The 26240-nt window shown below is 73.6% G+C and carries 28 protein-coding genes and 2 pseudogenes; 16 read left to right on the forward strand and 14 right to left on the reverse strand.

Annotated features, from left to right (window positions below; all coding sequences use genetic code 11):
* From F9B16_RS54235 to F9B16_RS33480, 5 genes and pseudogenes are all read right to left on the reverse strand, one after another.
* Window positions 1–349 (reverse strand): annotated as a pseudogene (locus tag F9B16_RS54235) (transposase); the annotation flags it as partial.
* 106 nt (window positions 350–455) lie between these two features.
* Window positions 456–795: pseudogene (locus F9B16_RS54240) on the reverse strand (IS5 family transposase); the annotation flags it as partial.
* A gap of 31 nt (window positions 796–826) precedes the next feature.
* Window positions 827–1090, reverse strand: coding sequence for an NUDIX domain-containing protein (locus F9B16_RS33470; RefSeq protein WP_225992172.1), 264 nt, complete (start codon window positions 1088–1090; stop codon window positions 827–829).
* A 178-nt stretch (window positions 1091–1268) separates the two neighbouring features.
* Window positions 1269–1457 carry a hypothetical protein gene (locus tag F9B16_RS33475; RefSeq protein WP_192809119.1) on the reverse strand — a complete coding sequence of 63 codons (189 nt, stop codon included), beginning with the start codon at window positions 1455–1457 and terminating at the stop codon, window positions 1269–1271.
* 464 nt (window positions 1458–1921) lie between these two features.
* The gene (locus F9B16_RS33480) at window positions 1922–2449 is read right to left on the reverse strand and encodes a hypothetical protein (protein WP_151544218.1); all 528 of its coding nucleotides are present in this window, start codon (window positions 2447–2449) and stop codon (window positions 1922–1924) included.
* A gap of 148 nt (window positions 2450–2597) precedes the next feature.
* Here F9B16_RS33480 and F9B16_RS33485 point away from each other — a divergent pair, with 148 nt between their 5' ends.
* The gene (locus F9B16_RS33485; protein WP_151544219.1) at window positions 2598–2834 is read left to right on the forward strand and encodes a hypothetical protein; all 237 of its coding nucleotides are present in this window, start codon (window positions 2598–2600) and stop codon (window positions 2832–2834) included.
* A gap of 48 nt (window positions 2835–2882) precedes the next feature.
* Here the strand turns inward: F9B16_RS33485 and F9B16_RS33490 are convergent, their stop codons facing one another.
* The 5 genes from F9B16_RS33490 to F9B16_RS33510 form a co-directional block, all read right to left on the reverse strand.
* The gene (locus F9B16_RS33490) at window positions 2883–3110 is read right to left on the reverse strand and encodes a hypothetical protein (RefSeq protein ID WP_151544220.1); all 228 of its coding nucleotides are present in this window, start codon (window positions 3108–3110) and stop codon (window positions 2883–2885) included.
* A gap of 124 nt (window positions 3111–3234) precedes the next feature.
* The gene (locus F9B16_RS33495; protein WP_151544221.1) at window positions 3235–4671 is read right to left on the reverse strand and encodes an alpha/beta fold hydrolase; all 1437 of its coding nucleotides are present in this window, start codon (window positions 4669–4671) and stop codon (window positions 3235–3237) included.
* Window positions 4672–4839: 168 nt separating this feature from the next.
* On the reverse strand, window positions 4840–5553 hold the full coding sequence (locus F9B16_RS33500; protein ID WP_151544222.1) for a LytR/AlgR family response regulator transcription factor: 714 nt from the start codon (window positions 5551–5553) through the stop codon (window positions 4840–4842).
* Window positions 5550–6599 (reverse strand): sensor histidine kinase, encoded by a 1050-nt coding sequence (locus tag F9B16_RS33505; protein ID WP_192809120.1) that lies wholly within the window; start codon window positions 6597–6599, stop codon window positions 5550–5552. Before F9B16_RS33505 ends, F9B16_RS33500 begins: the two co-directional genes overlap by 4 nt.
* Before the next feature lie 122 nt (window positions 6600–6721).
* A complete protein-coding gene (locus tag F9B16_RS33510) occupies window positions 6722–8464 on the reverse strand; it encodes an ABC transporter permease subunit (protein WP_225992173.1) in 1743 nt (580 codons plus the stop codon).
* On the opposite strand from F9B16_RS33510, the gene F9B16_RS33515 reads away from it, so the two are divergent.
* The 6 genes from F9B16_RS33515 (at window position 8412) to F9B16_RS33540 (ending at window position 13433) form a co-directional block, all read left to right on the forward strand.
* Window positions 8412–9074, forward strand: a complete 663-nt coding sequence (locus F9B16_RS33515; RefSeq protein ID WP_151544224.1) for a response regulator transcription factor — start codon at window positions 8412–8414, stop codon at window positions 9072–9074. The genes F9B16_RS33510 and F9B16_RS33515 overlap by 53 nt on opposite strands.
* A gap of 68 nt (window positions 9075–9142) precedes the next feature.
* Entirely contained in the window at window positions 9143–10249 is a 1107-nt protein-coding gene (locus F9B16_RS33520; protein WP_225992174.1) for a sensor histidine kinase, read from the forward strand.
* 81 nt (window positions 10250–10330) lie between these two features.
* Window positions 10331–11179 carry a helix-turn-helix domain-containing protein gene (locus F9B16_RS33525; protein ID WP_151544225.1) on the forward strand — a complete coding sequence of 283 codons (849 nt, stop codon included), beginning with the start codon at window positions 10331–10333 and terminating at the stop codon, window positions 11177–11179.
* 107 nt (window positions 11180–11286) lie between these two features.
* Window positions 11287–11880 carry a dihydrofolate reductase family protein gene (locus tag F9B16_RS33530; protein WP_151544226.1) on the forward strand — a complete coding sequence of 198 codons (594 nt, stop codon included), beginning with the start codon at window positions 11287–11289 and terminating at the stop codon, window positions 11878–11880.
* A 27-nt stretch (window positions 11881–11907) separates the two neighbouring features.
* Window positions 11908–12858 (forward strand): NAD-dependent epimerase/dehydratase family protein, encoded by a 951-nt coding sequence (locus tag F9B16_RS33535; protein ID WP_151544227.1) that lies wholly within the window; start codon window positions 11908–11910, stop codon window positions 12856–12858.
* 137 nt (window positions 12859–12995) lie between these two features.
* Window positions 12996–13433: a DUF6069 family protein gene (locus F9B16_RS33540; protein WP_264159828.1), complete on the forward strand. Its 438-nt coding sequence runs from the start codon at window positions 12996–12998 to the stop codon at window positions 13431–13433.
* Between the two features lie 53 nt (window positions 13434–13486).
* Here F9B16_RS33540 and F9B16_RS33545 read toward each other — a convergent pair whose 3' ends face one another.
* The gene (locus tag F9B16_RS33545; RefSeq protein ID WP_151544228.1) at window positions 13487–14182 is read right to left on the reverse strand and encodes a pentapeptide repeat-containing protein; all 696 of its coding nucleotides are present in this window, start codon (window positions 14180–14182) and stop codon (window positions 13487–13489) included.
* 59 nt (window positions 14183–14241) lie between these two features.
* Entirely contained in the window at window positions 14242–15099 is an 858-nt protein-coding gene (locus F9B16_RS33550; RefSeq protein ID WP_151544229.1) for a LysR family transcriptional regulator, read from the reverse strand.
* Window positions 15100–15169: 70 nt separating this feature from the next.
* Between F9B16_RS33550 and F9B16_RS33555 the strand changes: the two genes are divergently transcribed.
* Both F9B16_RS33555 and F9B16_RS33560 read left to right on the forward strand, forming a co-directional pair.
* A complete protein-coding gene (locus F9B16_RS33555; RefSeq protein ID WP_151544230.1) occupies window positions 15170–15487 on the forward strand; it encodes a hypothetical protein in 318 nt (105 codons plus the stop codon).
* A 52-nt stretch (window positions 15488–15539) separates the two neighbouring features.
* Complete coding sequence (locus F9B16_RS33560; protein ID WP_225992175.1) at window positions 15540–16445, forward strand: arginase family protein; 906 nt, start codon at window positions 15540–15542, stop codon at window positions 16443–16445.
* A 19-nt stretch (window positions 16446–16464) separates the two neighbouring features.
* Here F9B16_RS33560 and F9B16_RS33565 read toward each other — a convergent pair whose 3' ends face one another.
* A complete protein-coding gene (locus F9B16_RS33565; protein WP_151544231.1) occupies window positions 16465–16659 on the reverse strand; it encodes a hypothetical protein in 195 nt (64 codons plus the stop codon).
* Between the two features lie 109 nt (window positions 16660–16768).
* Between F9B16_RS33565 and F9B16_RS33570 the strand changes: the two genes are divergently transcribed.
* The 6 genes from F9B16_RS33570 to F9B16_RS33595 all read left to right on the forward strand — a co-directional run bounded on the left by F9B16_RS33570 (window position 16769) and on the right by F9B16_RS33595 (window position 24515).
* Window positions 16769–17464 (forward strand): GNAT family N-acetyltransferase, encoded by a 696-nt coding sequence (locus tag F9B16_RS33570; protein WP_151544232.1) that lies wholly within the window; start codon window positions 16769–16771, stop codon window positions 17462–17464.
* 68 nt (window positions 17465–17532) lie between these two features.
* A complete protein-coding gene (locus F9B16_RS33575; RefSeq protein ID WP_225992176.1) occupies window positions 17533–19440 on the forward strand; it encodes a potassium transporter Kup in 1908 nt (635 codons plus the stop codon).
* Between the two features lie 88 nt (window positions 19441–19528).
* A complete protein-coding gene (locus F9B16_RS33580) occupies window positions 19529–21181 on the forward strand; it encodes a serine/threonine protein kinase (RefSeq protein WP_151544233.1) in 1653 nt (550 codons plus the stop codon).
* Window positions 21182–21205: 24 nt separating this feature from the next.
* Window positions 21206–22153: an RNA polymerase sigma factor SigJ gene (gene sigJ / locus F9B16_RS33585; protein ID WP_225992177.1), complete on the forward strand. Its 948-nt coding sequence runs from the start codon at window positions 21206–21208 to the stop codon at window positions 22151–22153.
* Window positions 22154–22157: 4 nt separating this feature from the next.
* Window positions 22158–23336 (forward strand): FAD-dependent oxidoreductase, encoded by a 1179-nt coding sequence (locus F9B16_RS33590; protein WP_151544234.1) that lies wholly within the window; start codon window positions 22158–22160, stop codon window positions 23334–23336.
* Between the two features lie 9 nt (window positions 23337–23345).
* Window positions 23346–24515, forward strand: coding sequence for a hypothetical protein (locus F9B16_RS33595; protein WP_151544235.1), 1170 nt, complete (start codon window positions 23346–23348; stop codon window positions 24513–24515).
* A 13-nt stretch (window positions 24516–24528) separates the two neighbouring features.
* Here F9B16_RS33595 and F9B16_RS33600 read toward each other — a convergent pair whose 3' ends face one another.
* Window positions 24529–25506, reverse strand: coding sequence for a helix-turn-helix transcriptional regulator (locus F9B16_RS33600; RefSeq protein ID WP_151544236.1), 978 nt, complete (start codon window positions 25504–25506; stop codon window positions 24529–24531).
* 97 nt (window positions 25507–25603) lie between these two features.
* Between F9B16_RS33600 and F9B16_RS33605 the strand changes: the two genes are divergently transcribed.
* Window positions 25604–26161, forward strand: coding sequence for a DinB family protein (locus tag F9B16_RS33605; RefSeq protein ID WP_151544237.1), 558 nt, complete (start codon window positions 25604–25606; stop codon window positions 26159–26161).
* Window positions 26162–26240 lie beyond the last annotated feature (79 nt).

The raw sequence follows: 26240 nt of genomic DNA on the forward strand, positions 1-26240 counted from the left end.
TCGAAGCCGGGCGGTCGGCCGCCGCGGCGTCCGCGGTCGCGGCGGTGCTGCCGCTGGTCGGTCGGCACGGGAATAGTGTGTCCGATCCCGCGTCGGCGCAGATACGCCCGGTTGGCGCGCGAGGAGTAGGCCGCGAGGAGTAGGCATTGTCGGCCAGCACGTGCTCGGGACGGCGGCGTGGGCGGCCCGGCCCCAGCCGTGCGACACCGATGGCGTCCAGGACCGCGATGAACTGGGGGCTGTCGCCCCACTGACCGGGAGTGACCAGGAACGACAGGACCCTGCAGCGGCCGTCGGCGGCCAGATGGATCTTGGTGGACAGCCCGCCGCGGGAGCGTCCTAGCGCTTCGCCTGCCGGGCCACCTCCTCCAGCAGGGCCACCAACTCGCGCCAGTTTGGCTTGTCCTGGTTCGTCCCGGCACCGTCCCCCTTTTCAGGTGGGGCGGGCGGCGGCCGGTGCGGGGCGCCGGCCGCGTGCTGGTGCGCCCGCTGGATCGTGGAATCGACCGACACCCGCCAGTCGATGTCACCGGCGGCGTCGGCCTGGGCGCGCACCACCTGAAGCAGCCGTTCCCAGGTCCCGTCCGCCGACCAGCGCCGAAACCGCTTGTAGACGGTGATCCACTCCCCGAACTCGGTCGGCAGATCACGCCAGGGCACACCGGTCCGCACCCGATGACAGATCCCATTGATCACCTGCCGGTGATCGACCCACCGACCACCCCGCCCGCCCGTCGGTGGCAGCAACGGCGCCAGCCGCTCCCACTGCGCATCGGTCAAGTCACCACGACCCATCAACCCACAGTGACCCAACCAACGCCCACCGTCAGCCGATCCAAGAAACAGGCCCTAGTTCTTCTTTCAGTTCGCGGCGGGCGGTCTCGGTTGGCGGCTTGTTGGCCTCGCTCATCCCGCCGGGTAGGTCCCAGTCCGGTTTGTATTTTGGGTCGACGAGGAGCAGGCGGCCTGCCGCGTCGCGGATGAGGGCGTCGGCGCCTACGCGCTTACGCGGCTGGGTGGCGTTGCCCTCGGCGAGATAGGCGCGCCATGCCTCGGGGGCGCGCTCGTAGAGCGGTTCTTCTGGAGGCATCGAATCTCCTCGGCCTAACCTGCTCCGCTGGTGTCGCTGCTGAGCCAACTGTAGAGATCGCGCCTGCCCCTGAAGGCTTGTTCTAGGCAGGGGAGAAACTCGGCGACTGTGGAGTTCGTTCGATGCGGTTGGAGTAAGGTGCGCAGCTCGTCGAGTTGTTGCGTTACGAGGTGCGAACTCAGTCCCTCGATGAGGTTGAGTGTTTCGCTGCTTGGAAGCACGCCTCGTCTGGTCTGCCTTGCGCGATGAGCACGGTCACCAGGAGCAGCGTGGCGAAGGCTCGGCTGCGTGTGTGGCTGTCGGCACGAAGCTTGATGATCTGCCGGGCTTGGCGCTCGGCTTCGGCCAGGTTGCCGAGCTGGCGCATGCAGCGAGCGGCTTCGCTTGCTAGAGAGCCGGCGTCGAAGGGGCTGACCCATATGGGGATGGTCTCTCGTCGGGGAGCGTTCGGGTGCCTTCTCGGCATGCTTCAGCGCGTCTTTGCTCCGCCTGAAATGCCTTTCGCGCGTTGTGTGCACAACGTGCGCGGAAGAGACCAGAAGCGGCCAAGATGGGAGGTCCGTTCCTTCGGCTCATGGGGCGTATGTCAGCGGAAGCCGCGGCGCGAGCCGCTCTCGCTCGACTTCGCTGGTCGGGTTCAACCAGTATCCTCGGCAGCCTCGCCTGGGCCGTGAAGAACAGCTGGGTCGACGTGTTCGGCGACCTCCTCGATGTCACGGCAGTAGGCGACGAGCCGTCTGTGGCGGGTGATGAGGAACCACGCTTGGCCGGCGCGTGCGTCCGGGTGCCGGGCGCGTGCGGAGCCACTCGTTGATGGTCTCCTTCCGCGGGTCACAGGGCGTTCTGGCGCAGCCACCTGGCCGCCCTTCCGGCCGGTCCCTGCTCCAATGCCGAGATGATGGCGCGGACGTCATTGGAGCTCAGGGGGAAGCCGTCGGGGGCCTTCAGGACGTAACGGAGCCTGTCGCCCGTCAGTGCATCGCGGAGGATGAGCACTGGGAAATTCGGATCGCCTCGCATGCCGACGGAAGAGGTGCATCGGACCTTTCCGGGCGCCGCCAGATCGCACTGCCGCGGCCCGAAGCGGTCCTCGACGTTGAGTACCGTCCCCTGAAGCCAGGCTGTCTGTGGGCGTAGGAGGTCACGCCACCTCAAGAGCTTGAACAGCAGTACCGCGCCCCAGCCCACCCACACCCCGACGGCGTACCACTGGAGGCGGACGGTGCCTTGGACGGCGAACACCAGTAGGGCGATGACGAATATGGTGGGAATGAGGGTGTTGAACGCTACAGCGAACTCCTTCGGCTCTCTGTCGGAAGTACCGGACGCGCGGCCCAGTTCACGCCTGTTGTCAAGCACACCCGCAGTATCGCGCGCTGCCATTCACCTGATCTAGGGCTTGTTCGGGCAGACGCCGGTACGGCGGCCCGCGACGGTCATCCAATCACCGCCGGCCCGGCCAGGGCGCCCGCACCGACCTGCACGACCGCAACCGGAAGGACATCTCATGAACGACAGCGCCACCCCCGAGCACGTCACCGTCCGGGTCCTTCTCACCATCGGCGACATCGCCGAGCTGGTCACCCCCGACCACGACCACCGGGACCCGGTGCGGGTGCCGGCTGCCGACATCGCGCGCGACGCCGGCCTTCCAGCCAACGAGCTGCCGGGCCGCGAGTTCACCGCGATCCCGGACGGCGCAGGGTTCCGCGGCTACCAGCTGGTGGACGACCCGCGGCTGTGAGGCCGCGCGCCGCGGCACAAGCCACCGCCGCGAGGGGAGGACAGCGCGTCAGCTCTCGCCGGTCAGCACACGCCGACGCCAGTGCGGCAGCCCGCACACCTCGACGAAGCCCGGCATGAGCCCCTGGTTGCGGTCCTTGCGGACCGTCGCGTACGCGCGGCCGAGCAGCTCGGCCGTCTCCAGCTCGTCCAGGAGGTCCTCGGGGTGGCCCCGCTCGGGCAGCTTCGACAGCGGCCGCCCGTCGCGGGACGCCTCGACCTGCTCCCGGGGGTTCAAATCCCCTCAGCTCCACCGAGAACTTGCAGGTCAAGGGCCTGATCGGAGATTGCTCCGGTCAGGCCCTTGGTCGTTTGTCAGCGGGGCCGCCCGCCACCGGCTCGTGGGGTGTGGGGCCGCGCGGTCAGTTCAGGAGGAAGGTGGTCAGGGCGTCTCGGCCGGTGTGGGCGGGCTCGCGGTTCTGGATGGAGTGGGCGGCGCCCTTGACGACCACGAAGCGGGTGCCGGCGGGGCTGACGGCGCGTTCCTGCTCGGCCCACTCCAGCGGGGTGCTGAGGTCGTGGTCGCCGGTGAGGATCAGGGTGGGCAGGTCCGGGAGGCGGGCGGCGGGGTTGGAGCTCGGGGGCTCGGCCGGCCAGCGCAAGCAGGTCTGGACGCTGCTCTGCGCGAGCGCGACCGCCGTGGTGTACGGCCAGGTGGCCGATGCGGGCAGGGTGCGCGCGGTGCGGTCGAGGAAAGGGCCGCGGAGCCCGGCCGGGGTCGCCGAGGTGCCCCACGGGAAGCGCAGGTCCTGGCAGAGGGTGGCCGCGTGCAGGCCCGCGCTCAGCTGGCTCGCGGGCGTGCCGTCCGCCGGGGTGAACACGGCCTCGATGGCGTCCAGCCGGCTGGTGTCGCCGGTGACGGCCTGGTGCATCGCGCCGATGATGTCGCCCGGCAGGCCGCTGCCGGGGATCGGGTCCGGGTCGCGGTAGGTCGGGTCGATGAACTCGTAGCCGACGACGTCGCCGAACAGGGCGAGCCCGCCGGCCGGGGTGCGCCGCCGGACGAGCGTGGCGAGGTCCTGCGCCGGGTCGAAACCGCAGGCCGGCGCGGTCTTGCAGGCGTCCCGGAGCACCCTCGGCTGGGCGGTGAGCCCGACCAGGTTCAGGTCTCCGGCGACCGTCCAGTGATGCGGGACGACCGAGTCCATGACCAGCCGGGACACGTGCCGGGGATGGGCGATGGCGTAGCGGGCGGCGGTGAGGGAGCCGTACGACACGCCGTCCACGACCATGGTGTCCACGCCGAGCGCGCGCCGGACGTCCTCGAAGTCGCCGACGCTCTGGTCGGTGCCGTAGAAGCGGGCCCGGTCGCCGAGGATGCGGCTGCACTCGTCCACCGCGTCGGGGGTGGCCGGGGCGCTGTCGGAGCCGCTGACCTGGGCCTGCATCTTCGGGCAGTCGACGGCGCCGAGCGGGCCGGTGCCGCGCTGGTCGAGCATGACGAGGCGGTACTGCGCGAACACCTCGGGCATGCGCCCGGCGATGCGCCGGAGGAGGGCGACGCCCTCCTGGCCGGGGCCGCCGGTGAGGAACAGCAGCGTGCCCTTGGGCTTGGCCGGGCCGTCGGCGGCGCCGACCTGGAGGTCGAGCGTGCCGGGCGTCCGGCCGGAATGGTCGAGCGGGACGGTCAGCGTCCAGCAGGTGAAGCCCGGCTGCACGGCGCCGTCGTCGTCGCGGCACGGGTGCGGGGCGTGGAGCCCCCGGGCGGTGCCACGCGGGGTGGCGTGCGCGGCGGGCGCCACCGCCGCGACGGCGAGGCCGCAGGCGAGGACGGCGAGGGTACGGCGGACATTTCTCATCGCGAACTCCCACGCGGTGGGGAAGGACCGGCACCCATGCCCCCGAGGACGGATGCCGGCCACGGCTCTGCCGGGTGGCGGAACGCGCCCACGGTAGGAGCGGTCCGGGGGCGGCGGCCGGGTCCGTGCGGCGAACGGGAGCGGGGGAGGGGTGGACGGGAGCGGCGGTCAGGTCGGCAGGCCGAGCGCGGCCCGCACGTCGTCGCGGTAGGCGCGGCCGGAGATGAGGGTGGCGCCGGAGCACAGGGTCAGCCGCATCTCCCCGTGGCCGAGGACCTCCAGCTCGCGGATCCGGTCGAGCCGGACGATGACCGAGCGGTGGATCCGCAGGAACTCCGCGGAGCCGAGCCGCTCATGGAGCTTGGCCAGCGTGCCGCGGACCAGGTGCGAGCGGGCGCCGGCGTGGATGCGCAGGTAGCCGTCCTCGGCCCGGACGTAGTCGATCGCGTCCAGGTCCAGCAGCCGGATCCGCCCGCCCATCTCGACGGGCAGCCGGTTCAGCGAGGGGACGGCGGCCCGCCGGGCCAGCCGGTCGCGGACGCGGTCGAGCGCCAGGTCGAGCCGGTCCTGGCCGTACGGCTTGAGCAGGTAGTCGACCGCGTCGACCTCGAAGGCGCGGACGGCGTGGTCGCCGAAGGCCGTGACGAACACGACGGCCGGGTCGTGCCGGCCCCAGATCGCGTCGAGGATGCCGAACCCGTCGCCCTCGGGGAGCTGGATGTCGAGGAAGACCAGGTCGGGACGGTGCCGGTGGAGGGCGGCGAGAGCCGTGGCGGGCGAGCCGCACCCGGCGAGCAGGTGGACGTCCTCGTGGGCGGCGAGCATGCGCTGGAGCCGCCGCCGGGCCGGGGGCTCGTCGTCGACGATCAGGGTCTTGATCATGCCCGGGCCGTCCGCAGCGGCAGCCGGACGGTCGCGGCGACCCCGCCGCCCGGCCGCGGCTCGACGCTGAACCGGCGTTCCGCGCCGTACATCTGGGCGAGCCGGGCGCGGGCGTTGGCCAGCCCGATCCCCGTGCGCGGCCGGCCGGGCGGCAGCCCGACGCCGTCGTCCGCGACGATCAGCCGCAGCCAGGACCCCTCGGGCCGGGCCGTGATGGTCACCGTGCCCGGCGCGTCGCGGGGGGAGATCCCGTGCCGGACCGCGTTCTCCACCAGCGGCTGGAGCAGCAGCGGCGGGACGAGCGCGTCCAGCGCTCCGGGGTGGAGCCGCCAGTCCACCGCGAGCCGGTCCTCGAACCGGGCCTGCTCGATGTCCACGTAGGCGGACAGGACCTCCAGGTCCTCGCGCAGCGTCACCTCCAGCGAGCCGTCATGCTCCAGCGACCGCCGCAGCAGGGCGCTCAGCCGCACGACCATCTCCTCCGCGCGCGACGGGTCGTCGTGGACGAACGAGGCGATGGTGTTCATCGCGTTGAACAGGAAGTGGGGCCGCACCTGCGCCCGCAGCGCCTGCAGCTCGGACCGGGTCAGCTGCTCGCGGGCCCGCGCCAGTTGCTCGCGCCGCCGCCGGTGCTGGACGAAGTAGTAGACCCCGTGGGCCACTCCGACCCACTCGAAGTACATCGCCAGATACGCCCCGAGGTTGCGGAGGTACTCGTCGCCGAACCCCCGCCCGGGAGGCAGCCAGTGCAGCACCGGATCGAACAGGAACATCCGTCCGCTGAGCCAGCAGAGCGCGACCAGGTAGCCCGCCAGGTGGATCAGGACCGCGCGCACCATGTGGGGACGCCTGACCGGGAACCACATGGTGAGCAGGTACACGCTGATGTTCACCGGGAGCCACGTCAGCGAGGACGCCATTGTCTGCGCGAGGCCCAGCCCGACGCTGTTCGCCCCGTCCGCGTAGTCCTTCCACCAGCCCAGCGCATCCACCAGCGCGAGCAGCGACACGATCGCGGTCCAGATGCCGAACACGCGTCGATCCACGCCCGTACCGTAACGACCCCGACCCGCCGCCGCCAGGCCACTATCGGCCGCGCTTCCGGCGTCCGGGACATCACCGCGCGCCGCCGGAATCCCGGCGTTCGAGCGTGAGGTGCGGGGCGGCTTTAGGCGTCCCTTTTGTTGAGGAGGATGGTGGCTGTGGCCAGGCTTGCCGCCGCATAGGCGGCTAGGACGGCTAATCCCGCCCATGGGGGCAGCGGGTAGTAGCCGTTGTAGGGGGTGTAGTGGCTTGTCACCTGGTCGTATTTCACGAGCGTTTGCTGGACGGCGAAGGCCGCTTCCGGTGTCAGCAGGGACAGCCAATTCGCTGCGCTCGCGGGCATGAACGGGAGGGCGGTCAGGACGTAGGGGAGCACGACGGCCACGACGACGGTGGTGACCGCGCCGGCGCTGTGGCGGAGGACGGCGCCGACGGAAAGGGCCAGGACCGCGGCGGTCGCGAGCAGGGCCGCGGTGCCGAGCGCCACCCGCAGTTCGGTCGAGGACGGCACCGGGAAGACGTAGACCCCGTTGTCCCGGGCGAGCCGCTCGCCGAGCGGAGCCGCGATGACCGTCCCCAGCAGCCCGGCGACGAAGGTGACGGCCCACAACACGATCGCCTTGGCGAGCAGCACCTGGCTCCGCCTCGGGATGGCGGCGACGGTGAGGTGGATCATCTTGGTCCGGTATTCGGTGGTGATGAACAGCGCCCCGACGACGATCACCGCGACCAGCGCGGCGAACGTGCCGGTGAGGACGTCGCGGAGGGTGCCGCCGGTCGGCAGGGTCTCGCGGACGGCGGGCGCTATGTCGCCGGCGCCGGTCACCGTGAAGCGGCCGCCGGTTTCCGCGAACGAACCCCGCGTGTTGTCCGGGTAGCCGGCGAAAGTTGGTGAGGCGGCTCCGAGCTGCTCACCCGTCCACTCGCCACCAGTCCGGCGCATATGGAGGTCTCGGAAGACGGCCGTCGACACGCTGCCGGCCGTTCCCATGCCGTCCAGGACGGGCGGTGACGCGACGAACAGCCCGACCTGCGCGGTCGGTCCGAGGCCGCTCAGCCGCGCGGTGCCCACCTTGGTCCAATGTGCGCCGTCGGTGGAGGCGTAGCCGGTGATGAGGTCGCCGGAGCGGTCCAGCCGCAGCCGGCCGGAGGCCGGGCCGGGCGCGTCGTGGACGTACGAGTCCTGCATCCGCACGCCGTGCCCGCCGGTGACCATGATCGCCGCGTAGGGCGATCCCCGGCGGGTGCCCTGCTTGATGATGAGACCGGCCTTCGCCCAGGGCACGGTGCCGGGACGCAGGTCTCCGGGTCCCTTCGGGATGCTGCTCTTGAGTTCGGACACCGAGACGGTGATGCTGCCGTTTCCGGCCAGCGGCCGGTGGACGAAATAGAAGCTGTCGGTGACCGGCTCACCGCCGGGCCCGACCGGAACGGGCGGCGCGCCTTTCTGGTTGCTGCTGAGCCCGGCGAGCACCGCGAACAGCACAAGCAGCAGCGCGGCGGCCACCATGCCGATCAGCCAGCCGCGAACGGTCCTGAATTTGGTCCATTCCGCGTGCAGTACCTGGAGAAAGCCGTTCCGCGCGACCGATCGTTGAGAAGTCACGGCGGGAGTCACCGTGAAATCTCCGCGGGCAAACCCGACACGATTGCGGTGAGTAATGAATTCATGCCGACGGTTGTACGCGGCACCGCGTTCCGGCCCGGTCGCAGCGGCTGCGACCGGGCTGCGACCGGGGATCTGGCATCGTCGGATGCATGGCCCCTCGACCCGGCAGCCGCCCAGCACGCACGACGACCGGCGGTGCGCGGCGGTGAGGATCCTCGTCGTCGAGGACTTCGAGGTCCTCGCCCGCTCGATCGGCACCGGTCTGCGTCATGAGGGGATGGCCGTCGACGTCGTCCTGGACGGGACGGCCGCGCTCGACCGCCTGGCCGTCACCCGCTACGACGTGGTGGTCCTCGACCGCGACCTGCCCGGCGTCCACGGCGACGACATCTGCCGGCGGCTCGCCCGCGGCCGCTGCGAGACCCGCGTCCTGATGCTCACCGCCTCCGGCACGGTCGAGGACCGCGTCGACGGGCTCGGCCTCGGCGCCGACGACTACCTGCCCAAGCCGTTCGCGTTCGCCGAACTGGTCGCCCGCGTCCGCGCGCTGGCGCGCCGCGCCGCGCCGCCGCTGCCGCCCGTGCTGGCGTGCGGGGACATCACCCTCGACCCGGCCCGCCGCACCGCGTTCCGTGCGGGGCTGCGCCTCGATCTGAGCCCCAAGGAGTTCGCCCTGCTCGAATGCCTGCTCGGCGCGCCCGGCGTGGTCCTCTCCGCCGAGGAGCTGCTCGAACGCGTCTGGGACGAGGCCGCCGACCCCTTCACCACCGCCGTCAAGCACACCATGCACCGGCTGCGGGCCAAGCTCGGTGAGCCGCCCGTGATCGAGACCGTCCGCGAAGGCGGCTACCGCATCGGACCGCCATGACCTCCCGGCGGACGGCCATGACGTCCCGGCGGACGGCCACGACGCCCCGGCGGTCGGCCAGGAGGTCCTTGCAGACGCGGCTCGCGCTCGCCTACGCGGCGGGCATCTACGCCGCCGGGGTCTTCGTGCTGGTGCTCGTCGTCGTCCCGCTCGCCAGTGTCGACGCGGGCACGCCCGTGGACCACCCCTCGTCGACCGTGACCACCGGAGCCGGGCGCGGGATCAGCCTGGCCCAGGTCCTCGCGGGATCCGCCGCCGCCTTGATCGTCCTGGTTCCGGTCGCCCTGGCCGGCGGCTGGTTCGTCGCCGGCCGGTTCCTGCGCCCGCTGCGCACGATCACCGCCACGGCCAGGAGCATCTCCGCCGGTGACCTCGGCCGGCGCCTCGGCCTCGGCGCGCCCGCGGACGAGCTGACCGAGCTCGGCCAGACCCTCGACGACCTCTTCGCCCGCCTGCAGGCCTCCTTCGACGCCCAGCGCCACTTCGTCGCGAACGCCTCCCACGAGCTGCGCACTCCCCTCGCCGGTCTGCGCACCCTCCTCGAGGTCGCCCTCGCCGACCCGGGCGCCGACGCCGACAGCCTGCGCGCGGCCTGCCGGGAGGCGCTCGCCCTCGGCGAGCACCAGGAGCGGCTCGTCCGGGCCCTGCTCACTCTGGCCACCAGCGAGCGCGGCGTCGCCCGCCGGGAGCCCCTCGACCTCGCCCGGGTCGTCGAAGGGACGCTCGCCTCTCGCCGCGACCAAGCCGCGGAAAGCCGCATCGACCTCGCCGAACATCTGGCGCCCGCGATGATGGATGGGGACCCGAAACTGGTCGAGAGCCTCGTCGCCAACCTTGTCGACAACGCCATCCGCCACAACCACGCAGGCGGGCATGTGAACGTCACGACCCGGACCGCCGGGACGCAGGCGGTCCTCGAAGTCACCAATAGCGGGCCGGTCATCCCCGGCGACCAGATCCAGCGCCTCTTCCAGCCCTTCCAGAAGCTGGCGGCGGATCGTCAAGGCCGTGACGGCTACGGTCTCGGCCTCGCCATCGTCAACGCCGTCGCCCAAGCCCACCACGCCAGCCTCATCGCGAACGCACGCGCCGATGGCGGCCTGAACGTCACCGTGGAATTCCCGGCACCGGCGGACGCATTCGGGGCATCAACGGGGTTGAACGGGGTGCGCTGAAGGCCCTTCCGCCGGTTCCGGCGATCTTGAAGTCGCGCGTCCGGCGCACGGCGGGGCGCGTCTTTTCGGCAGGATGGCCGGATGGCCGGAGAATCGTCCTTCGTGGAGCGGGCGCCCGCGCCGGCGCTCGCGGCGGTGGCGTCGCTGGTATGGATCCAGCAGGTCGGTGACCGGCCGCTCGCGCAGCGGCTCGTGCCGCACGGCGGCGGCGAGCTGCGGTGCGTGCTCGGCGAGGCGCCGCGGCTGCTCGGGCCCCTCACCACGGCCACGTACCACGACATCCCGGCGGGAGGCACGGTCATCGGGGTGCGGCTGCGGCCCGGCGTCCTCGGCGGCCTCGCCGGAATGCCGGCCGACGAGCTGGCCGACCAGGACGTCGCGGGCACCGACGTCTGGCGCGACCTGAACCGCCTGACGGACCTGCTCGGCAACGCCGCGACGCCGCAGGCCGCGCTCGGTCACCTCCAGGCGTTCGCCGCGCGGTCCGCCCGCGTGCGGGACCCGCTGGTGGACGAGGCCGTCCGGCACCTCATGCCGTGGCGCGGCGGCGCGCCGTCGGCCCTGCCCGCGCTGCTGTCGATCTCCGAGCGCCAGCTGCGGCGGCGGTGCCGGGCGGCGGCCGGCGTCGGCGTGAAGGAGCTGCACCGCATCCTGCGCCTGCAGGGCTTCATCGCCCGCGTGCAGGCGTCGGTCGATCGGCAGGACGAAGCGGACGTCGACCTCGCGCGGTGGGCGATCGAGACCGGCTACACCGACCAGGCGCACCTCGGCCGCGAGTGCCGCCGGCTCGTCGGCGTGACGCCGGGCGTGCTGCTCGCCCAGACGGGTGCGGCGTGCGCGTGCGGGCATGATCACGCCGCGTCGTACCGGCCGATGCTCCGGCCGGGGGATGGCCGTTTTGTACTAGAGCGGCGACCGGTGCCCGCCTAGCGTCGAGGCCGTGAAACGCGCCGTCCGCGTGCCCGGGCGCCGGATGCCCGGCGGAGCCGCGGGCGCGCGCGCGTCCCGACGTTCGGACGAGTCAAGGAGCTGGTGAGATGGCCAGGGTCATCATGCAGGCCGTGGTTTCGGTGGACGGCTACATCGCCTATCCCGACGACACGGTCGGGCCGTTGTTCGACTGGTACGGCAATGGCGACGTGACGGTCCGGGCGAACGACGAGTGGCAGTTCCGCGTCAGCCGCGCCTCCGCCGAGTACGTCCAGCCCTTCTGGGACGCCGTCAAGGTCACGGTGATCGGCCGCCACCTGTTCGACACCACGGACGGCTGGTCGGGCGTGCCCGCCGCGGGCGAGCAACTCGTCGTCGTCACCCACCGGCCGCTGCCCGAGGAGTGGCGCGCCCGGTTCCCCGACGCGCCTTTCCACACGGCCGGTTCGGTCGAGGAGGCCATCGAGCTCGCCAAGGACCTCGCCGGCGACGGCCTGGTCTGTGTGTGCGCGGGCGACGTCGGCGGCCAGGCGTTCTCGGCGGGGCTCGTCGACGAGGTGGCGATGGACGTCGCCCCCGTGGTCCTGGGCGAGGGGGTGCGGTTCTTCGGCGGCCACACCGGGACCGTCCTGCTCGGGGACCCCGACGCGGTGGTCCAGGGCGACCGCGTGCTGCACCTGCACTACACCGTCAAGCACTGACCGCCCCCGACCCGGAGGAACACGCGAATGATCCTCGTTACCGGCGGCCTCGGGTCCATCGGGTCGCACACCGCGCGGGCCCTGCTCGACCTCGGCGAGTCCGTCGTGCTCACCGCCCACCGGTCCACGCGGCCGCCCGAGCACCTCGCCGGCGAGCCCGCCGGCCGGGTCGCCGTCGAACCGCTGGACGCCACGGACGAGACCGCGTTCCTCGACATCGGGAAGCGGCACGAGATCACCGGCATCGTGCACCTCGCGGCGGGCCGGTTCGACCTGCCCGATCCGGTCGAGTACCTCCGCGCCGAGTCCGCCGCCCTGTTCAACGCGCTCAAGGCGGCGCGGGAGTGGGGCGTGCGGCGGTTCTCCGTCGCCAGCTCCATCGGCGTGTACGTGGGCGTGGACGAGACCCCGTGGCGCGAGGACGCCCCGCTGCCGGCGGTGGCGCCGCACCAGATCCACGCGTTCAAGAAGACCGCCGAGCTGTTCACCGCGCTGGCGGGCGACAGCGCCGGGTTCGAGACGGTGAGCCTGCGGATCGGCACGATCTGGGGGCCGCTCGGCCTGCCCGACTCGCCGTTCTTCGCGCTTCCCCGCCTGCTCAGCGCGGCGGTCCGGGGCGAGGACCCCGACCTCACCCCGCCCCGCCCGCCCGCGTACGCCGACGACGCCACGGACCTCTGCTACGTGAAGGACTGCGGCCGGGCCATCGCGCTGCTCATGGCCGCCGAGCGGCTGAACCACCGCGTGTACAACGTCTCGTCCGGACGGCCGGTGCGCTACGGCGACGCGGTCGCCGCGATCAACGCCGCCGTCCCGGGCGCGGACATCACCCTCCCGGAGGGCCGCAACCCCGACCAGCCCCAGGGCAACCACCTCGACATCACCCGGCTCACGGAGGACACCGGCTTCCAGCCGGAGTACGACGTCGAGCGCGCCGTGTCGGACTACGCCGCCTGGCTGCGGAGGCACGACAGCTGAACGGGCCGCCTCCGGATCGGTCGACGGGCGGTGCCGCCGCAGGTCAGCGGGCGATTCCGGGGCGACCGATGAGTTCTCGCGGCCCGGCCGGTCTGCCCCTACGACACTTCGCCCCCACGAAGACGAAAGGGCATGCCATGAGCATCTCCGGCTACACCACCACCGCGCCCGTCACCGCCGCGACCTCGCCCCGCACCGTTCCGCTGTGGCGCACCGGCGGGCTCGCCGCCATCGCCGCCGCCCTGGCCACCACCGGCATCGCCGCCGTCGCGAGGAGCGCGGGGGTGTCCCTGGACATCGACGGCGAGCCGATCCCGCTGCTCGGCTTCGCCCAGATGACGCTCTTGTGCAGCGCGATCGGCCTGGTGCTGGCCGTGGCGCTGCGGCGCTGGGCCGCGAAGCCCAAGCGCACGTTCGTGGCGGTCACCGCCGTGCTCACGGTGCTGTCGGTCGTCCCCGACGTCCTCGTTCCGATGGCGCCGTCGACCAGGGCCGTCCTCATGCTGACGCACCTGGTGGCCGCGGCGATCGTCGTCCCGCTCGTCGCCGGCCGCCTGCCCGCCCGCACCCGCTGACCCGCGGTGGGCCGGCGGCGGGGCCGCCGGCGGCGGACCGCGCCCGGAGCCGGTCAGGCTTCGATCGTGATGCCGGCGTCGGCGGCCAGGGCGTCCAGCAGGCTCATCGCGTCCTGCGCCGCGACGATCGCCCCGTCGAACGACCTGATGCCCGCGACCCCCGACAGCTCGCAGTCCCGGAACCGGGTGCCGCTCATGGTCGCGCCCGAGAACTGGGTGCCGCTGAGCCGGCACCCCTCGAACCGGACGTCGTGCAGCTCCGCCGACTGGAAGCTCGCCTCGCTGAGATTGCAGTCGACGAACGCCACCGTCCGGAGGCGCGCGAACCGGAAGCCCGCCATGTCCGCCCGGCAGCCGTCGAACCGCACGTCGCGCAGGCCGCCTTCGGTGACCTGCAGGCCGGTCATCCGGCAGTTGCGGACCTCGGCGTTGAACATCCGCGAGTTGAACATCCGCAGGTTGGCCAGGTCGCAGCCCTCGAAGACGACGTCGGCGAACCCGGCGCGCTGCAGCCGCACCCCCGCCAGGCTGCTGCGGGCGAACCGGCACCGCTCGAACTCCACGTCCTCGACGTCCTCGGCGTCCCCTACGGTGAGCCGGTCCTCGCCGTAGGCCAGCGACAGGTACGTCCCGTCGTCGCGCAGCTCCAGGTCGGCGGCACCGGCCGCCGTCAGGCTCTCGGGGAGTACCGGGGGCCGCGGTTCGCGCGGCGGTCGGACGCGCTGAGCGGCGTGCGGGGTCGCGGACATGACGGCGACCCTACTGCCCGCGCGTCGCACGCGGGGCCGACGGCACCCGGCACCGAAGCTCAGCCCGCGTGGCCGTCCGGGTCGCCGGATTCGAGGGCCGCGGCGACGAAGGACGCCACCAGCGGCCGGCGGTCGTGCTCGTTCCAGGCGAGGACGAGGCGGCTCGGCGGCGCGTCGGTCACCGGGACGCAGGCCACCCCGGACGGGACGGGTTCGACCAGGGAGCGGGGCAGGACCCCGACCATCCGCCCCAGCGTGATCATGTGGAGCAGCTGGACCGCGTCGGCGACCTCGGGCCCGGTGCCGTCGCCGCCGGGGACCCCCTTCCAGCGCGGCAGCGTCTCGCCGTCCAGGTCCGCCATGCGCGCCGAGGCGCGTCCGGCCAGGCGGTGCCCGGACGGGACGATCGCGACGCGGTCCTCGGTGTGCAGCGTCTCGTGGGCCAGGCCGCCGAGGTCGTCGAACGGTGCGTAGAGCAGCCCGACGTCGGCGCGGCCGTCGCGCAGGAAGTCGGTGCGGTCGGCGGGACCGCTGAACAGGATGTCGACGCGGCGGGCGTCGGGCCGGCGGGCGTACGCGGCGAGGATCCCCGACAGCAGGCCGGCGTCCCCGCCGGGCTTGAGCACGAGCCGCAGGTGGGCGTGCGGGTCGGCGGCGCGGCGCGCGCTGCGGGCGGCGGCGCCGACCGCGTCGAGCGCGTGCCGGCCGTGCTCCTGCAGCGCCCGCCCGGACGGGGTGAGCGCGACGTGCCGGCTGGAGCGGGCGAACAGCGGGACGCCGAGCCGGGCCTCGATCCGGCGGATCGCCTTCGACAGCGCCGGCTGGGCGATCGACAGGCGGGTGGCGGCGCGGCCGAAGTGGAGTTCGTCGGCGACCGCCATGAAGTACTCGAGCTCGCGGGTCTCCAGTTCAGCCATGCCTCCAGGTTATCGCCAGAGACCGAACCGGTCTTGGACTTCGCCCGCGTGCGCCGCCGAGAATGGCCGCATGATCCAGCACACGATGATCGTTTCCTTTGACCGTCCGCTGCCCGACGCCGAGCTCGATCAATATCTCTCGGACATCGAAAGGGCCATGCTCGACACCGGCCTCGTCGCGTCCTTCGCGGCCCGGCGGCACCTGCCCGTCCCGGGCGAGGAGGCCGTTCCGGCGCTGATCGCGACCGCGGTCGTGCAGGTCGGCGTCGCCGACACGGAGGCGCTGGCGAAGGCGTTCACCGCGCCCGGCATCCACGAGGTCATCGAGCACTGGCAGTCGCGGCACCCGTACAAGGTCGCCTGGGCGAACCACGAACCCCTGGCCTGAGCCACGGGTCGCCGGTCTGAGCGTGGCCGCCCGGCTGCTGTAGCTTCGGCTGGTGACGATCGGTCTGATATCCGCCCCCACCAATCTGGGCTTGCGTCCGCCCGCGCCCACCAGCGTGCCCGGTACGGCGAAGGCACCGGAGGCGCTGCGTGAAGCCGGCCTGTACCGGCGCTTCGCCGAGCGCGGCGCGCGGGAACGCGGCGTGGTGCTGCCCGGACGGTACGCCGACGACGCCGAGCCGGGCGTGCTCCGCAACCAGGCGGCCATCGTGGAGCACGCCCGGCGGCTCGCCGGGCGCGTCGAGGCGGTCCGCGCCGATGGCCTCGCCCCGCTGGTGATCGGCGGGGACTGCAGCCTGCTGGTCGGGGCGGGGGTCGCGCTGCGGCGGGCGCCGGGACGGTACGGGCTCGTGCATCTCGACGGGCACACCGACTTCCGGCATCCCGGCAACTCCGACCAGTGCGCCAGCCTGGCCGGGGAGGACCTCGCGGCCGCGGTGGGCCTGCACTGGCCCGCCGTCGCCGACATCGACGGCCTCGGCCCCTACTTCGACCCGGCCGACACCGCCCATGCGGGCTGCCGCGACGACGACACGGCGCTCGCGGAGACCACCGCGCTTCTCGGGACGGTCGTCACCGCGGCGCGGATCCGGCGGCAGGGCGTCCCGGAGGCCACGCGCCTGATCCTCGACGTCGTCGACCGCGACGGCCTCGACGGCTACTGGCTCCACCTCGACGTCGACATCCTCGACCCGAGCGTGATGCCCGCCGTCGACTCGCCGGACCCCGGCGGGCTCGACGCCGTCGAGCTCGCCGACCTCCTCGCGGCCCTCGCGCCGCGGGCGATCGGGGCGCAGGTGACCGTCTTCGATCCCGATCTCGATCCCGACGGGAGCCGGGCCCGGCTGCTGGCGGACGTCCTCGTCCCCGGCCTCGAAGCGCTGGGCGAGCGGCGCTGAACTCCGTCCGTCCCGCCGGTCATTTGGGTGCGCTGAGCAGCTCCTTGGAGTTGGGACGGGACGGGTGGTCGTGGCCGAGCGGCCCGGCGGCCATGGCCCGCACGAGCGTCCCGGTGACCTGGGTGGTGAACGCGCGGCCCGCGTCGTCGGCGCCGTGCCCGCAGGCGCGCCCGCGCATCGCGCAGACCCAGCGCATGGTGCCGGTGGGGAACACGCCCGCCCCGCTGCGGGAGGTGGAGTAGCTTCCCCCGCTCAGCGGTCTTGCAACCGGCGATGGCATCCTGGTCGTCGGATTGCCGGGAACGACCTGAAAGGTGCGGAACATGCAGGTGGAGGGCGGTGCCGTCGCGCTCGACGACCCGGTCGGCGGGTCGCTGCGCGGCCACCACGCGCACCTCGCCCGCCGGCGGGGCCGGGCCGTCTCCTACCTGCCCGAAGTCGCGACCTTCTCCGCCGTGTCCGCCGATCCGGACGCGGCGGAATGGGCCGATCTCGCCCGCCTGCTGGGCCGCGGTGAATTCGCCGACCTGTTCAGCAGCCCGGCGACCCCGCCGCCGGACTGGGAGCCGGTCTTCACCCTCGACGGCCTCCAGATGCTCTGGCCCGCAGGCGGCGACGCCGGCCGTCCCGGCGACGGCGTGGTGGAGCTGGGCGCGGACAGCGTGCCCGAGATGCTCGACCTCGTCGGACGTGCCCGGCCGGGACCGTTCTGGTCTCGCACCCGCGAAATGGGGGCCTATGTCGGCATCCGTGAGAGCGGCCGGCTGGTGGCGATGGCCGGCGAACGGCTCCGCCCGCCCGGCTGGACGGAGATCAGCGCCGTCTGCACCGCGCCGGAGGCCCGCGGCCGCGGCCACGCCGCCCGCCTGGTGCGGGCACTCGCGGCACGCATCGAGGCGCGCGGCGAGCGCCCGTTCCTGCACGTCGCCGAGGAGAACGCCGGGGCCGTCGCGCTCTACGAGCGGCTCGGCTTCGAGGTCCGCAAGCGGGTGACGTTCCGCGGGTTCCGCACCCCCTGACGCCCCAATCCCAGGGCCAGGCGAACGCGTGACGCCTATACGGCGCTGATCCGGATAAGTATCGGCTCATGGGCGACCCGCAGAAGGCGACCGGCACGGCGCCGTCCGAGGCCGGCGCCTCCTCGTCCGAAGCGCGGGGGCGCGCGGCGCTGATGCTGGGCGCGCTGGGCGTCGTCTACGGGGACATCGGCACCAGCCCGCTGTACTCCCTGCAGACCGTGTTCTCCATCGACCACGGGACCGTCCACCCCACCCACGGCGACGTCCACGGCGTCATCTCCCTGGTGTTCTGGACGATCACGGTGATCGTGTCGGTGAAGTACGTGACGCTCATCCTGCGGGCCGACAACGACGGCGAGGGCGGCGTGATGGCGCTGGCCGCGCTGGTCCGGCGGGTGCTCGGCGACGTCCGGGGCAGGGCCGCCGTCGCGATGGCGCTCGGGGTGCTCGGGGCCTCGCTGTTCTACGGCGACAGCGTGATCACCCCGGCGATCTCGGTGCTGTCCGCCGTCGAGGGCCTGAAGGTGAGCACGCCGGGCCTGTCGCACGTGGTCGTGCCCGTCGCCGCGACGATCCTGGCGCTGCTGTTCCTGGTGCAGCGCTGGGGCACGCACCGGGTCGGCAGCCTCTTCGGGCCCGTCATGCTGGTCTGGTTCGCGGCCCTCGCGGCGGCGGGCCTGGTCGAGGTCGTCGAACGGCCGGCCATCGTGCGGTCGCTCTCGCCCACCTACGCCGTCGAGTTCATCGCGGACCGCCCCTACACCGCGTTCATCGCGATGGGCGCGATCGTCCTGGTGATCACGGGTGCGGAGGCGCTGTACGCCGACATGGGCCACTTCGGGAAGGGACCCATCCGGCGGGTCTGGTTCGCGGTCGTGTTCCCCGCGCTGACGCTGAACTACCTCGGCCAGGGCGCGCTGATCCTCGACGACCCGGGCAACATCCGGAGCCCGTTCTTCCTGCTGTTCCCGCACTGGGCGCGGCTGCCGATGGTCGTGCTGGCGACCGCCGCGACCGTCATCGCCTCCCAGGCGGTGATCTCCGGGGCGTTCTCGGTGTCGCGGCAGGCCGTCCGGCTCGGCTACCTGCCGCCGCTGCGGATCCAGCACACCTCGTCACGCGAGATCGGCCAGGTCTACCTGCCCGCCATCAACGGGGTCCTGTTCGTCGGCGTCCTGGTCCTGATGCTCGGGTTCCGCTCGTCCGGCCGCCTCGCGACCGCCTACGGCATGGCCGTCACCGGCACCTTCCTGATCACCACCGCGCTGTTCCTCGTCATCGCGCGGGTGGCCTGGCGGTGGGCGGCCTGGAAGCTCGTGCTGACCGGGGTCGTCGTCGGCGGCGCGGAGATCACCTACTTCTCCGCGAACCTCACCAAGGTCACGCACGGCGGCTGGCTGCCGCTGCTCATCGCGCTCGCGGTGTTCACGCTGATGACGACCTGGGAGCGGGGGCGCGAGATCGTCACCGAGAACCGGACCGCCAAGGAGGGCCCGCTGCCGGACTTCATCGAGATGCTGCACCGCGACGGCTTCCGGCGGGTGCCGGGCACCGCGGTGTTCCCGCACCCGACCAAGATGACGACGCCGATCGCGCTGCGCGCCAACTTCGAGCACAACCACGTCGTCCACGAGCACGTCGTGATCGTCTCGATGGTGTCGGAGAACGTCCCGTACGTCCCGGCGGCGCAGCGGCTCAGCATCGACGACCTCGGAGCTCCCGCACGCCGAGATGCGCTTCGACCCCGACCACGCCTCCTACTTCCTGTCCCGCGGGGTGCTGCGGCTGACCCGCGCGCCCGGAATGCGCCGGTGGCGCAAGCGGCTGTTCCTGGCGCTGGCCCGCAACGCCGCGAACCCCGCCGAGTACTTCGCCCTGCCCGAGACGCGCACCGTCCACATGGGATCCCAGATCGACGTGTGAAGAGGGGTTCTGGCCGTACCCCGCACCGCCCAGTGACCGGGCAGACCGCCTGACCGGGGTTCGTGGCGTGGCGGCGGGGGCGGGCGGCCCCTTCCGGTTACCTTGTCCGCACATGTTCTGGCATATGAGGCGGGGGGCCGGATGTACCCACGACGGTTCGGGCGCTACGAGCTGCTGGCCGAGCTCGGCGCGGGCGGGATGGGCACCGTCCACCTCGGGCGGGCGCCGGACGGGCGGATCGTCGCGCTGAAGACGATGAACGGGTTCACGATCGGCAGCGAGAGCGGCCGCCACCGGTTCGAGCGGGAGGCGGCGGCGCTGCGGAAGGTCGACGACCCGCACGTCGCCGCGTTCGTCGACGCCGACCTGGCGGGCCCGGAACCCTACCTGGTCACCGAGTACGTCCAGGGGCGCCCCTTGGAGGCGATCCTGGCGGAGGGCCCGCTGGCGCCGGACGACCTCGTCCGCCTCGGGCTCGGCCTCGCGCGCGCTCTGGACGCCCTCCACGGGGCGGGCCTCGTCCACCGGGACGTCAAGCCAGCCAACATCATCATGCCGGACGGGGAGCCCGTCCTCATCGACCTCGGTATCGCCCACCACATCGACCGGACCCGGATCACGACGATGCCGATCGGCACGCTCCGCTACATGGCGCCGGAACTCCTGGCCGAGCGGCGGCCGACCGGGATGGCGGACGTGTTCGGGTGGGGCGCGGTGATGGCCCACGCGGCGACCGGCCGGCCGTGCTTCCCGGCGGACTCGATCCCGGCGCTCGTCAACCAGATCCTCACCATGGAACCGGACCTGTCCGGCCTGCCCGGCTGGCTGCGGGACGTCGTCGGGCGGGCGCTCGCCAAGGAGCCGGAGGACCGCCCGTCCGTCCGGTCGCTGCAGGAGGCGATGAACCGGCGCCCGCAGGTGGAGCTGCTGCAGGCCGCGTACGCCGGGGCGCGCGCGGAGCACGAGCACGCCCGCGCTGAGGGCATCGCGTTCGGCCTGCACGCCATCGCCGCCGCGGCGGGGGACGGGGTGCTGATGGCGAGGAGCCTGCTCGACCAGGCGGACGCCGCCCGGTATTCGGGGGCCATGGACCGCGCGGAGACACTGTTCGAGCAGGCCCGGGCCGCGTCCGCCGCCGCCGGGTCGCGCCGCGACGAGGGCTGGGCGTGGGACGGCCTGGGCGTCTGCCGCCGCCACCGCAAGGACGACGACCTGGCGGGCGAGGCGTTCGAGAAGGCGCTCACCATCGGCGAGGAGGTCGGGGACGCCGCGCTGACCGGCTGGAACCTGTGCAACCTCGCCGACCTCGACCTGCGCCGCGGGGACTTCGCCGCCGCGACGGCCCGCTATGACGCCGCGCTCGCCGTGTCCGCGGAGCATCCGGCCATCGAGCTCGACGCCCTGAAGGGCACGGCGCGGTGCGCGCGCGAACAGGGCGATCTCGAGTTCGCGGCGTCGCTCCTCGAACGCGCGGCCCGGCGCGCCGAGGAGGTCGAGGACCTGCCGGCGGCGGGCTGGGCCTGGTACGACGCGGCCGAGGACGCGCGCGGGGCGCGCGACAACGAGCGGGCGAAGAGCGATCTGGAGAACGCGCTGCGGATCGCCGGCCGGCTCGGCGACCGCCTCATGGAGGGCTGGACGCTGTGCAAGCTCGGCGGTCGCCTCCGCGACGCCGGCGCCACCCGGGAGGCAGCCGCCGCGTACGAGGGGGCGCGCGATGTCGCCGACGCGCTGCACGACAAGAAGATGAGGGAGTACGCCACCGTCCGGCTGGACGCTCTGTCCCTTTCCTGACGTGTCGCCCGTACGATCGGCGGCGTGGCGGACGGCGACGGCAGCGACGACGGCGACGGCAGCGGCGAGCGGGCCTTCCTGGAGCACCGGGACCTGCTCATGGGCGTGGCCTACCGCGTCCTCGGACGGGTGGCGGACGCCGAGGACGTCGTCCAGGAGGCCTGGCTGCGGTGGTCGAAGGCCGACGCCGCCGCCGTGGCCGACCCCAAGGGCTATCTGATCACCGTCACGACCCGGCTCGCCATCGACCGGCTCCGGCGCGCGCAGGCGCGGCGCGAGTCGTATGTGGGGGAATGGCTGCCCGACCCGGTGCTGACCGTCCCGGACGCCGCCGCCCCCGTGCTGCGCGCCGAGTCGGTGTCGCTGGGGCTGCTGGTCGTCCTGGAGAGCCTGTCGCCGCTGGAGCGGGCCGTGTTCGTGCTGCGGGAGGTCTTCGAGTTCTCCTACGCCGAGGTCGCCGAAGTCCTGGACCGGAACGAACCGGCCGTGCGGCAGCTCGCGGCGCGGGCGCGCGCGCACGTGCGGGAGCGGCGGCCCCGGTTCGTGGTGGACCCGGTCGTCTGGCGGGAGGTGACCGACCGGTTCATCGGCGCCTGCCTGAACGGCAGCGTCGAGGAGCTGATGGGGGTGCTCGCGCCCGGCGTCCGGCTGATCGCCGACAGCGGCGGCAACGCGGTGGCCCCGCGCCGCGCGATCACCGGCCCGGAGCAGGTCGCGCGGTTCGTGCTGAGCATCATGGGGCTCAAGCGCTCCTTCACCGACTCGGCCGGCGTCGACCCGGACGCGCGGATCGAGTACCGCATCGTCGACGCCAACGGCGGGCCCGCCCTCCAGGTCACGGCGGACGGCCGCCCGTTCGTCCATTTCCAGCTGCAGGTCGAGGACGGCCGGGTCGGCGCGTGCCATCTCATCGTCAACCCCGACAAGTTCGGGGCCGTGATGTCACAGGACGGGCCCGCGCTGCGTCCTTGACGGCATGAGGTCCCACACCGGCACGATCACGATCATCGGCGGCGGCCTGGCCGGGCTGACCGCCGCCATCGCCTGCGCGGAGGCCGGCGCCTCCGCCGTCCTGTACGAGGCGCACCGCACGCTCGGCGGGCGCGGCCGGGCGACGCCCGCCCCGCACGTGGCGCATGAGGGCGCGCACGTCTTCTACGCCGACGGCCCGCACTACCGGTGGCTGGCGGAGCGCGGGTTCGTCAAGGGCCTGGGCTGGCCGTCGCCGTCCGCGCTCGCGGGGGTGCGGTTCCGCGCCGGCGGGCGCCTGCGGCGGGTGCCGCCGCCGCCGATGCTGCGCGCCCAGGCCCGCTTCCGGCTGGACGCCCCGGTCGACGAGGACTTCCGCACGTGGGCGTCCCGCCGCTGGGGCGAGGACACCGCGCGGCACATGGCCAACGCGATCAGCGTCGTCACCTACGACGCCGACACCGGACGGCTGTCCGCCGCGTTCGTCTGGGAGCTGTTCCAGCGGGTCCTCGGCCCGCGCCCGCCCGCCGTGCGGTGGGTGCGCGGCGGCTGGCAGACGGTGCTGGACCGGATGGCCGCCCGCGCCGCCGCCCTCGGCGTGCGGATCGAGACCGGCGCCCGCGTCGACGCCCTCCCCGAGGACCGGCCGGTCATCGTCGCGACCGACCTGGCGTCCGCGGGCCGGCTGCTCGGCGAGGACGGCCTGTCGTGGACGAGCGGCCACTGCGCCCTGCTCGACATCGCCGTCCGGCCGGACCGCGCCGACCGCACCCTCGCGTTCGACCTCGACGAGGGCGGCTTCCACGAGAGCTACACGATGCAGGACGACTCGATCGCGCCGCCCGGCGAATCGCTGTACCAGCTCCAGATGCCCGTCCGGGACGGCGAATCGCACCAGCAAGCGCACGAGCGCCTGCGCGCCTTCGCCGACCAGCTCCTGCCGGGCTGGCCGGACCGCGTCACCTTCCAGCGCCGCGCCATCGCCCGCGGCCGCACCGGCGCCCTCGACCTGCCCGGCCAGACGTGGCGGGACCGTCCCGCCATCGACCGCGGCGACGGCGTCTACCTGGCCGGGGACATGGTCGCCGCGCCGGGGATGCGCGGCGAGATCGCGATCAACAGCGCCGTCGCCGCGGCCCGCCTCGCCACGGCCACGGCAGCCCATCGTGCGGCGCGGGTGCGGTAGACGTGGGGCATGAGGCTGCGCGACGAGACCGAACGCGTCCTGCGGGCGTGGAACGCCCACGAGGTGAACCGCGGCGGGTCCCCGATCATCGACTTCGACTGCCGTCCGGGAGGGCCCGAGCCCGAACCGGCCCCCGACCGGCTGGCCGTCCACCGGCGGCTCGCGGAACTGCGCGCGGACGCCGCCGGGCCGGTGGCGGCGCGCCTGGACGCCGACCTCGCCTACCTCGGCGCGCTGCTCGGCGAGCGTCCGCCCCTCGGCGACTACGTCCGCAGGACGCAGGGCTGCGGCACCGCCGGATGGCCGGAGGAGTACGTGGCGGAGCGCCGCGACCGGGCCCGCGCGGCGCTGTCCGGCCTCGGGATCGGGTGGGGGCCCGGCGCCAACGCCGAGCTGCGGGAGGTGGAGGGGCGCCTCGACGTCCGGGACGCCCCGGACGCCATCCGGCAGGCCGCCGCCGAGCTGGAGCCCGCCGTCCGGGAGGCGACCGGCACCACCACCGGATACACCCTCACCATCGAGACCGCCGAGGTGGACGCCTACTGGGCCTACTGGCTGGACGGCGCGGGCCACGACGTCCGGCTCCGCCTCAACCTCCCCAACGTCGAGTTCACCGAGTCCGGCGCCCGGCAGTTCGCGCTGCACGAGGTGCTCGGCCACGGCCTGCAGAGCGCGAGCTTCACCGAGCGGGCGGCGGCCGAGGACGTCCCGTGGGTGCGGCTGCTCAGCGTCCACGCGCCGCATCAGGTGCTGCTCGAAGGGCTCGCCCAGGCGTGGCCGCTGTTCCTCCTGCCCGACGACGCGGTGCTGGCGGCGCGGGTCCGGCTCGGCCACTACGTGCAGCTCGTCCTCGCCCAGGTCCATCGCGCGATCAACGACGGGACGCCCGCCGCCGAGTGCGCCGCCCACCTGCGCGCCGCCGTCCCGTGGATGGCGGACAAGACCGTCGCGGGCTATCTCGCCGACCGCGGGACGAGCCCCGTACACCGCTCCTACATGTGGGCGTATCCGGCCGGGATGGACTGGTTCGCGGCCCTCGCCGAGGCCGGCGGCGAGACGGCCCGGACGGTGCTCCGGGCCGCGTACCGGGCCCCGCTCACCCCGTCCGACCTCGCCGCGCTCTGGCCGGACGGGCCTGCCATCGGCGGTCCGGGCGCCCCGGCGGCCCTGCCCAGGTGAGCGCGGCCGGCGGCTAGGCGCCGTGCGGGTCGCGGGACGCGGCGCGGTGGAAGCGGTCCGCCCAGTCGCGGAGCCGGTCGACCAGCTCGGGCGGGTGCAGGACGCGGAAGTCGGCGCCGAGCGCCCCGAGCGCGATCGTCGGCCAGTCCAGCGAGTCGGACGTGAGGTGCACGCGGCAGTGGTCCGCGTCGACCTCGTCGATGACGGCCCAGCGGCCGATCCGCTCGCGGATCGTCGCGGCCGGCGCGTCCGCCAGCACCTCGACGCGGTAGGAGCGGGGCGCGGTGTCGATGCGGGTGCGGACGAACTCGGCGGCGTCGGCGGCGGGCAGCTCGCGGGGGCGGAAGCGGGCGCCGGTGCCGTCCGGGCCGGAGATCCGGTCGACCCGGAGGTTGCGCCAGTCGGCGCGGTCGAGGTCGTAGGCGACGAGGTACCAGCGGCGGCCCAGCGAGACGAGCCGGTGCGGTTCGACGTGCCGGTCGGTGCGTCGCCCGCCCGCCGCGGTGTAGGAGAAGCGGAGCCGCTCGCCGTCGCGGCAGGCCAGCGCGACGGTCGTGAGGACGTCCGGGTCGACGTCGCTGCGCGCGGGCCCGCCCCAGCCGCCGGTGACGGTCATGGCGCGCAGCGCCTCGACGCGGCGCCGCAGCCGGCCCGGCATCACCTGGACGATCTTGGCGAGGACGCGCAGGGACGGCTCGGCGATCCCGTCCACCGGGCCCTGCGCGGCGGCCTGCAGGCCGACGGCCAGCGCGACGGCCTCCTCGTCGTCGATGACGAGCGGCGGGAGGGCGGCGCCCGCGGCGAGCTGGTAGCCGCCGTCGACGCCGCGCCGGGCCTCGACCGGGTAGCCGAGCTCGCGGAGCCGGTCGACGTCGCGGCGCAGCGTGCGGGGCGAGACGTCGAGGCGCTCGGCGAGCTCGGCGCCCGGCCAGTAGCGGTGGCTCTGCAGCAGCGAGAGGAGCCGCAGGGTCCGGGTGCTGGTGTTCGCCATGCTTCCGAGTCTCCCGCAATTCAGGTCAGGAAGTGGCCGCTATCGCCCGTAGCGTGGGTCTTGTCCAGGGGAAAGACCAGACCAGGAGGTACGGACCATGAACGAGCACGCGATCGCCGGCGGGACCCGCGAGGACGTCGCCAAGGCGACGGGCGAGCGCGCCGACCTGCTGGCGCTGCTGGCCAAGGCCCGCCATTTCCTGCGGTTCCCGGCCCGCGACCTCACCGACGAGCAGGCCGGGCGGCGGACGACCGCGAGCGAGCTGTGCCTGGGCGGGCTGATCAAGCACGTCGCCTCGGTGGAGCGGGGCTGGGCGGAGTTCATCGTGCGGGGCCCGTCCGCCATGCCCGACTTCAGCGAGATGACCGAGGCGGACTTCCAGCGCCGCGCCGACGAGTTCCGGATGCTGCCGGGCGAGACCCTGGCGGGCGTCCTCGCCGACTACGAGGAGGTCGCGCGCCGGACCGACGAGCTGGTCGTCTCGCTGCCCGACCTCGGCGCCGCGCAGCCGCTGCCGAAGGCGCCGTGGTTCGAGGCGGACGCGGAGTGGTCGGCCCGCATGGTGCTGATGCACATCGCCGCCGAGACGTTCCAGCACGCCGGGCACGCCGACATCATCCGCGAGGCCCTGGACGGCGCCAAGAGCATGGGCTGAGCCCCGGCCACGCCGCCCCGGCCACGCCGCCCCGGCCACGCCGCCCCGGCCACGCCGCCCCGGCCACGCCGGCCGGGCG

This window comes from Actinomadura montaniterrae, from assembly GCF_008923365.1.
Lineage (GTDB): Bacteria > Actinomycetota > Actinomycetes > Streptosporangiales > Streptosporangiaceae > Spirillospora > Spirillospora montaniterrae.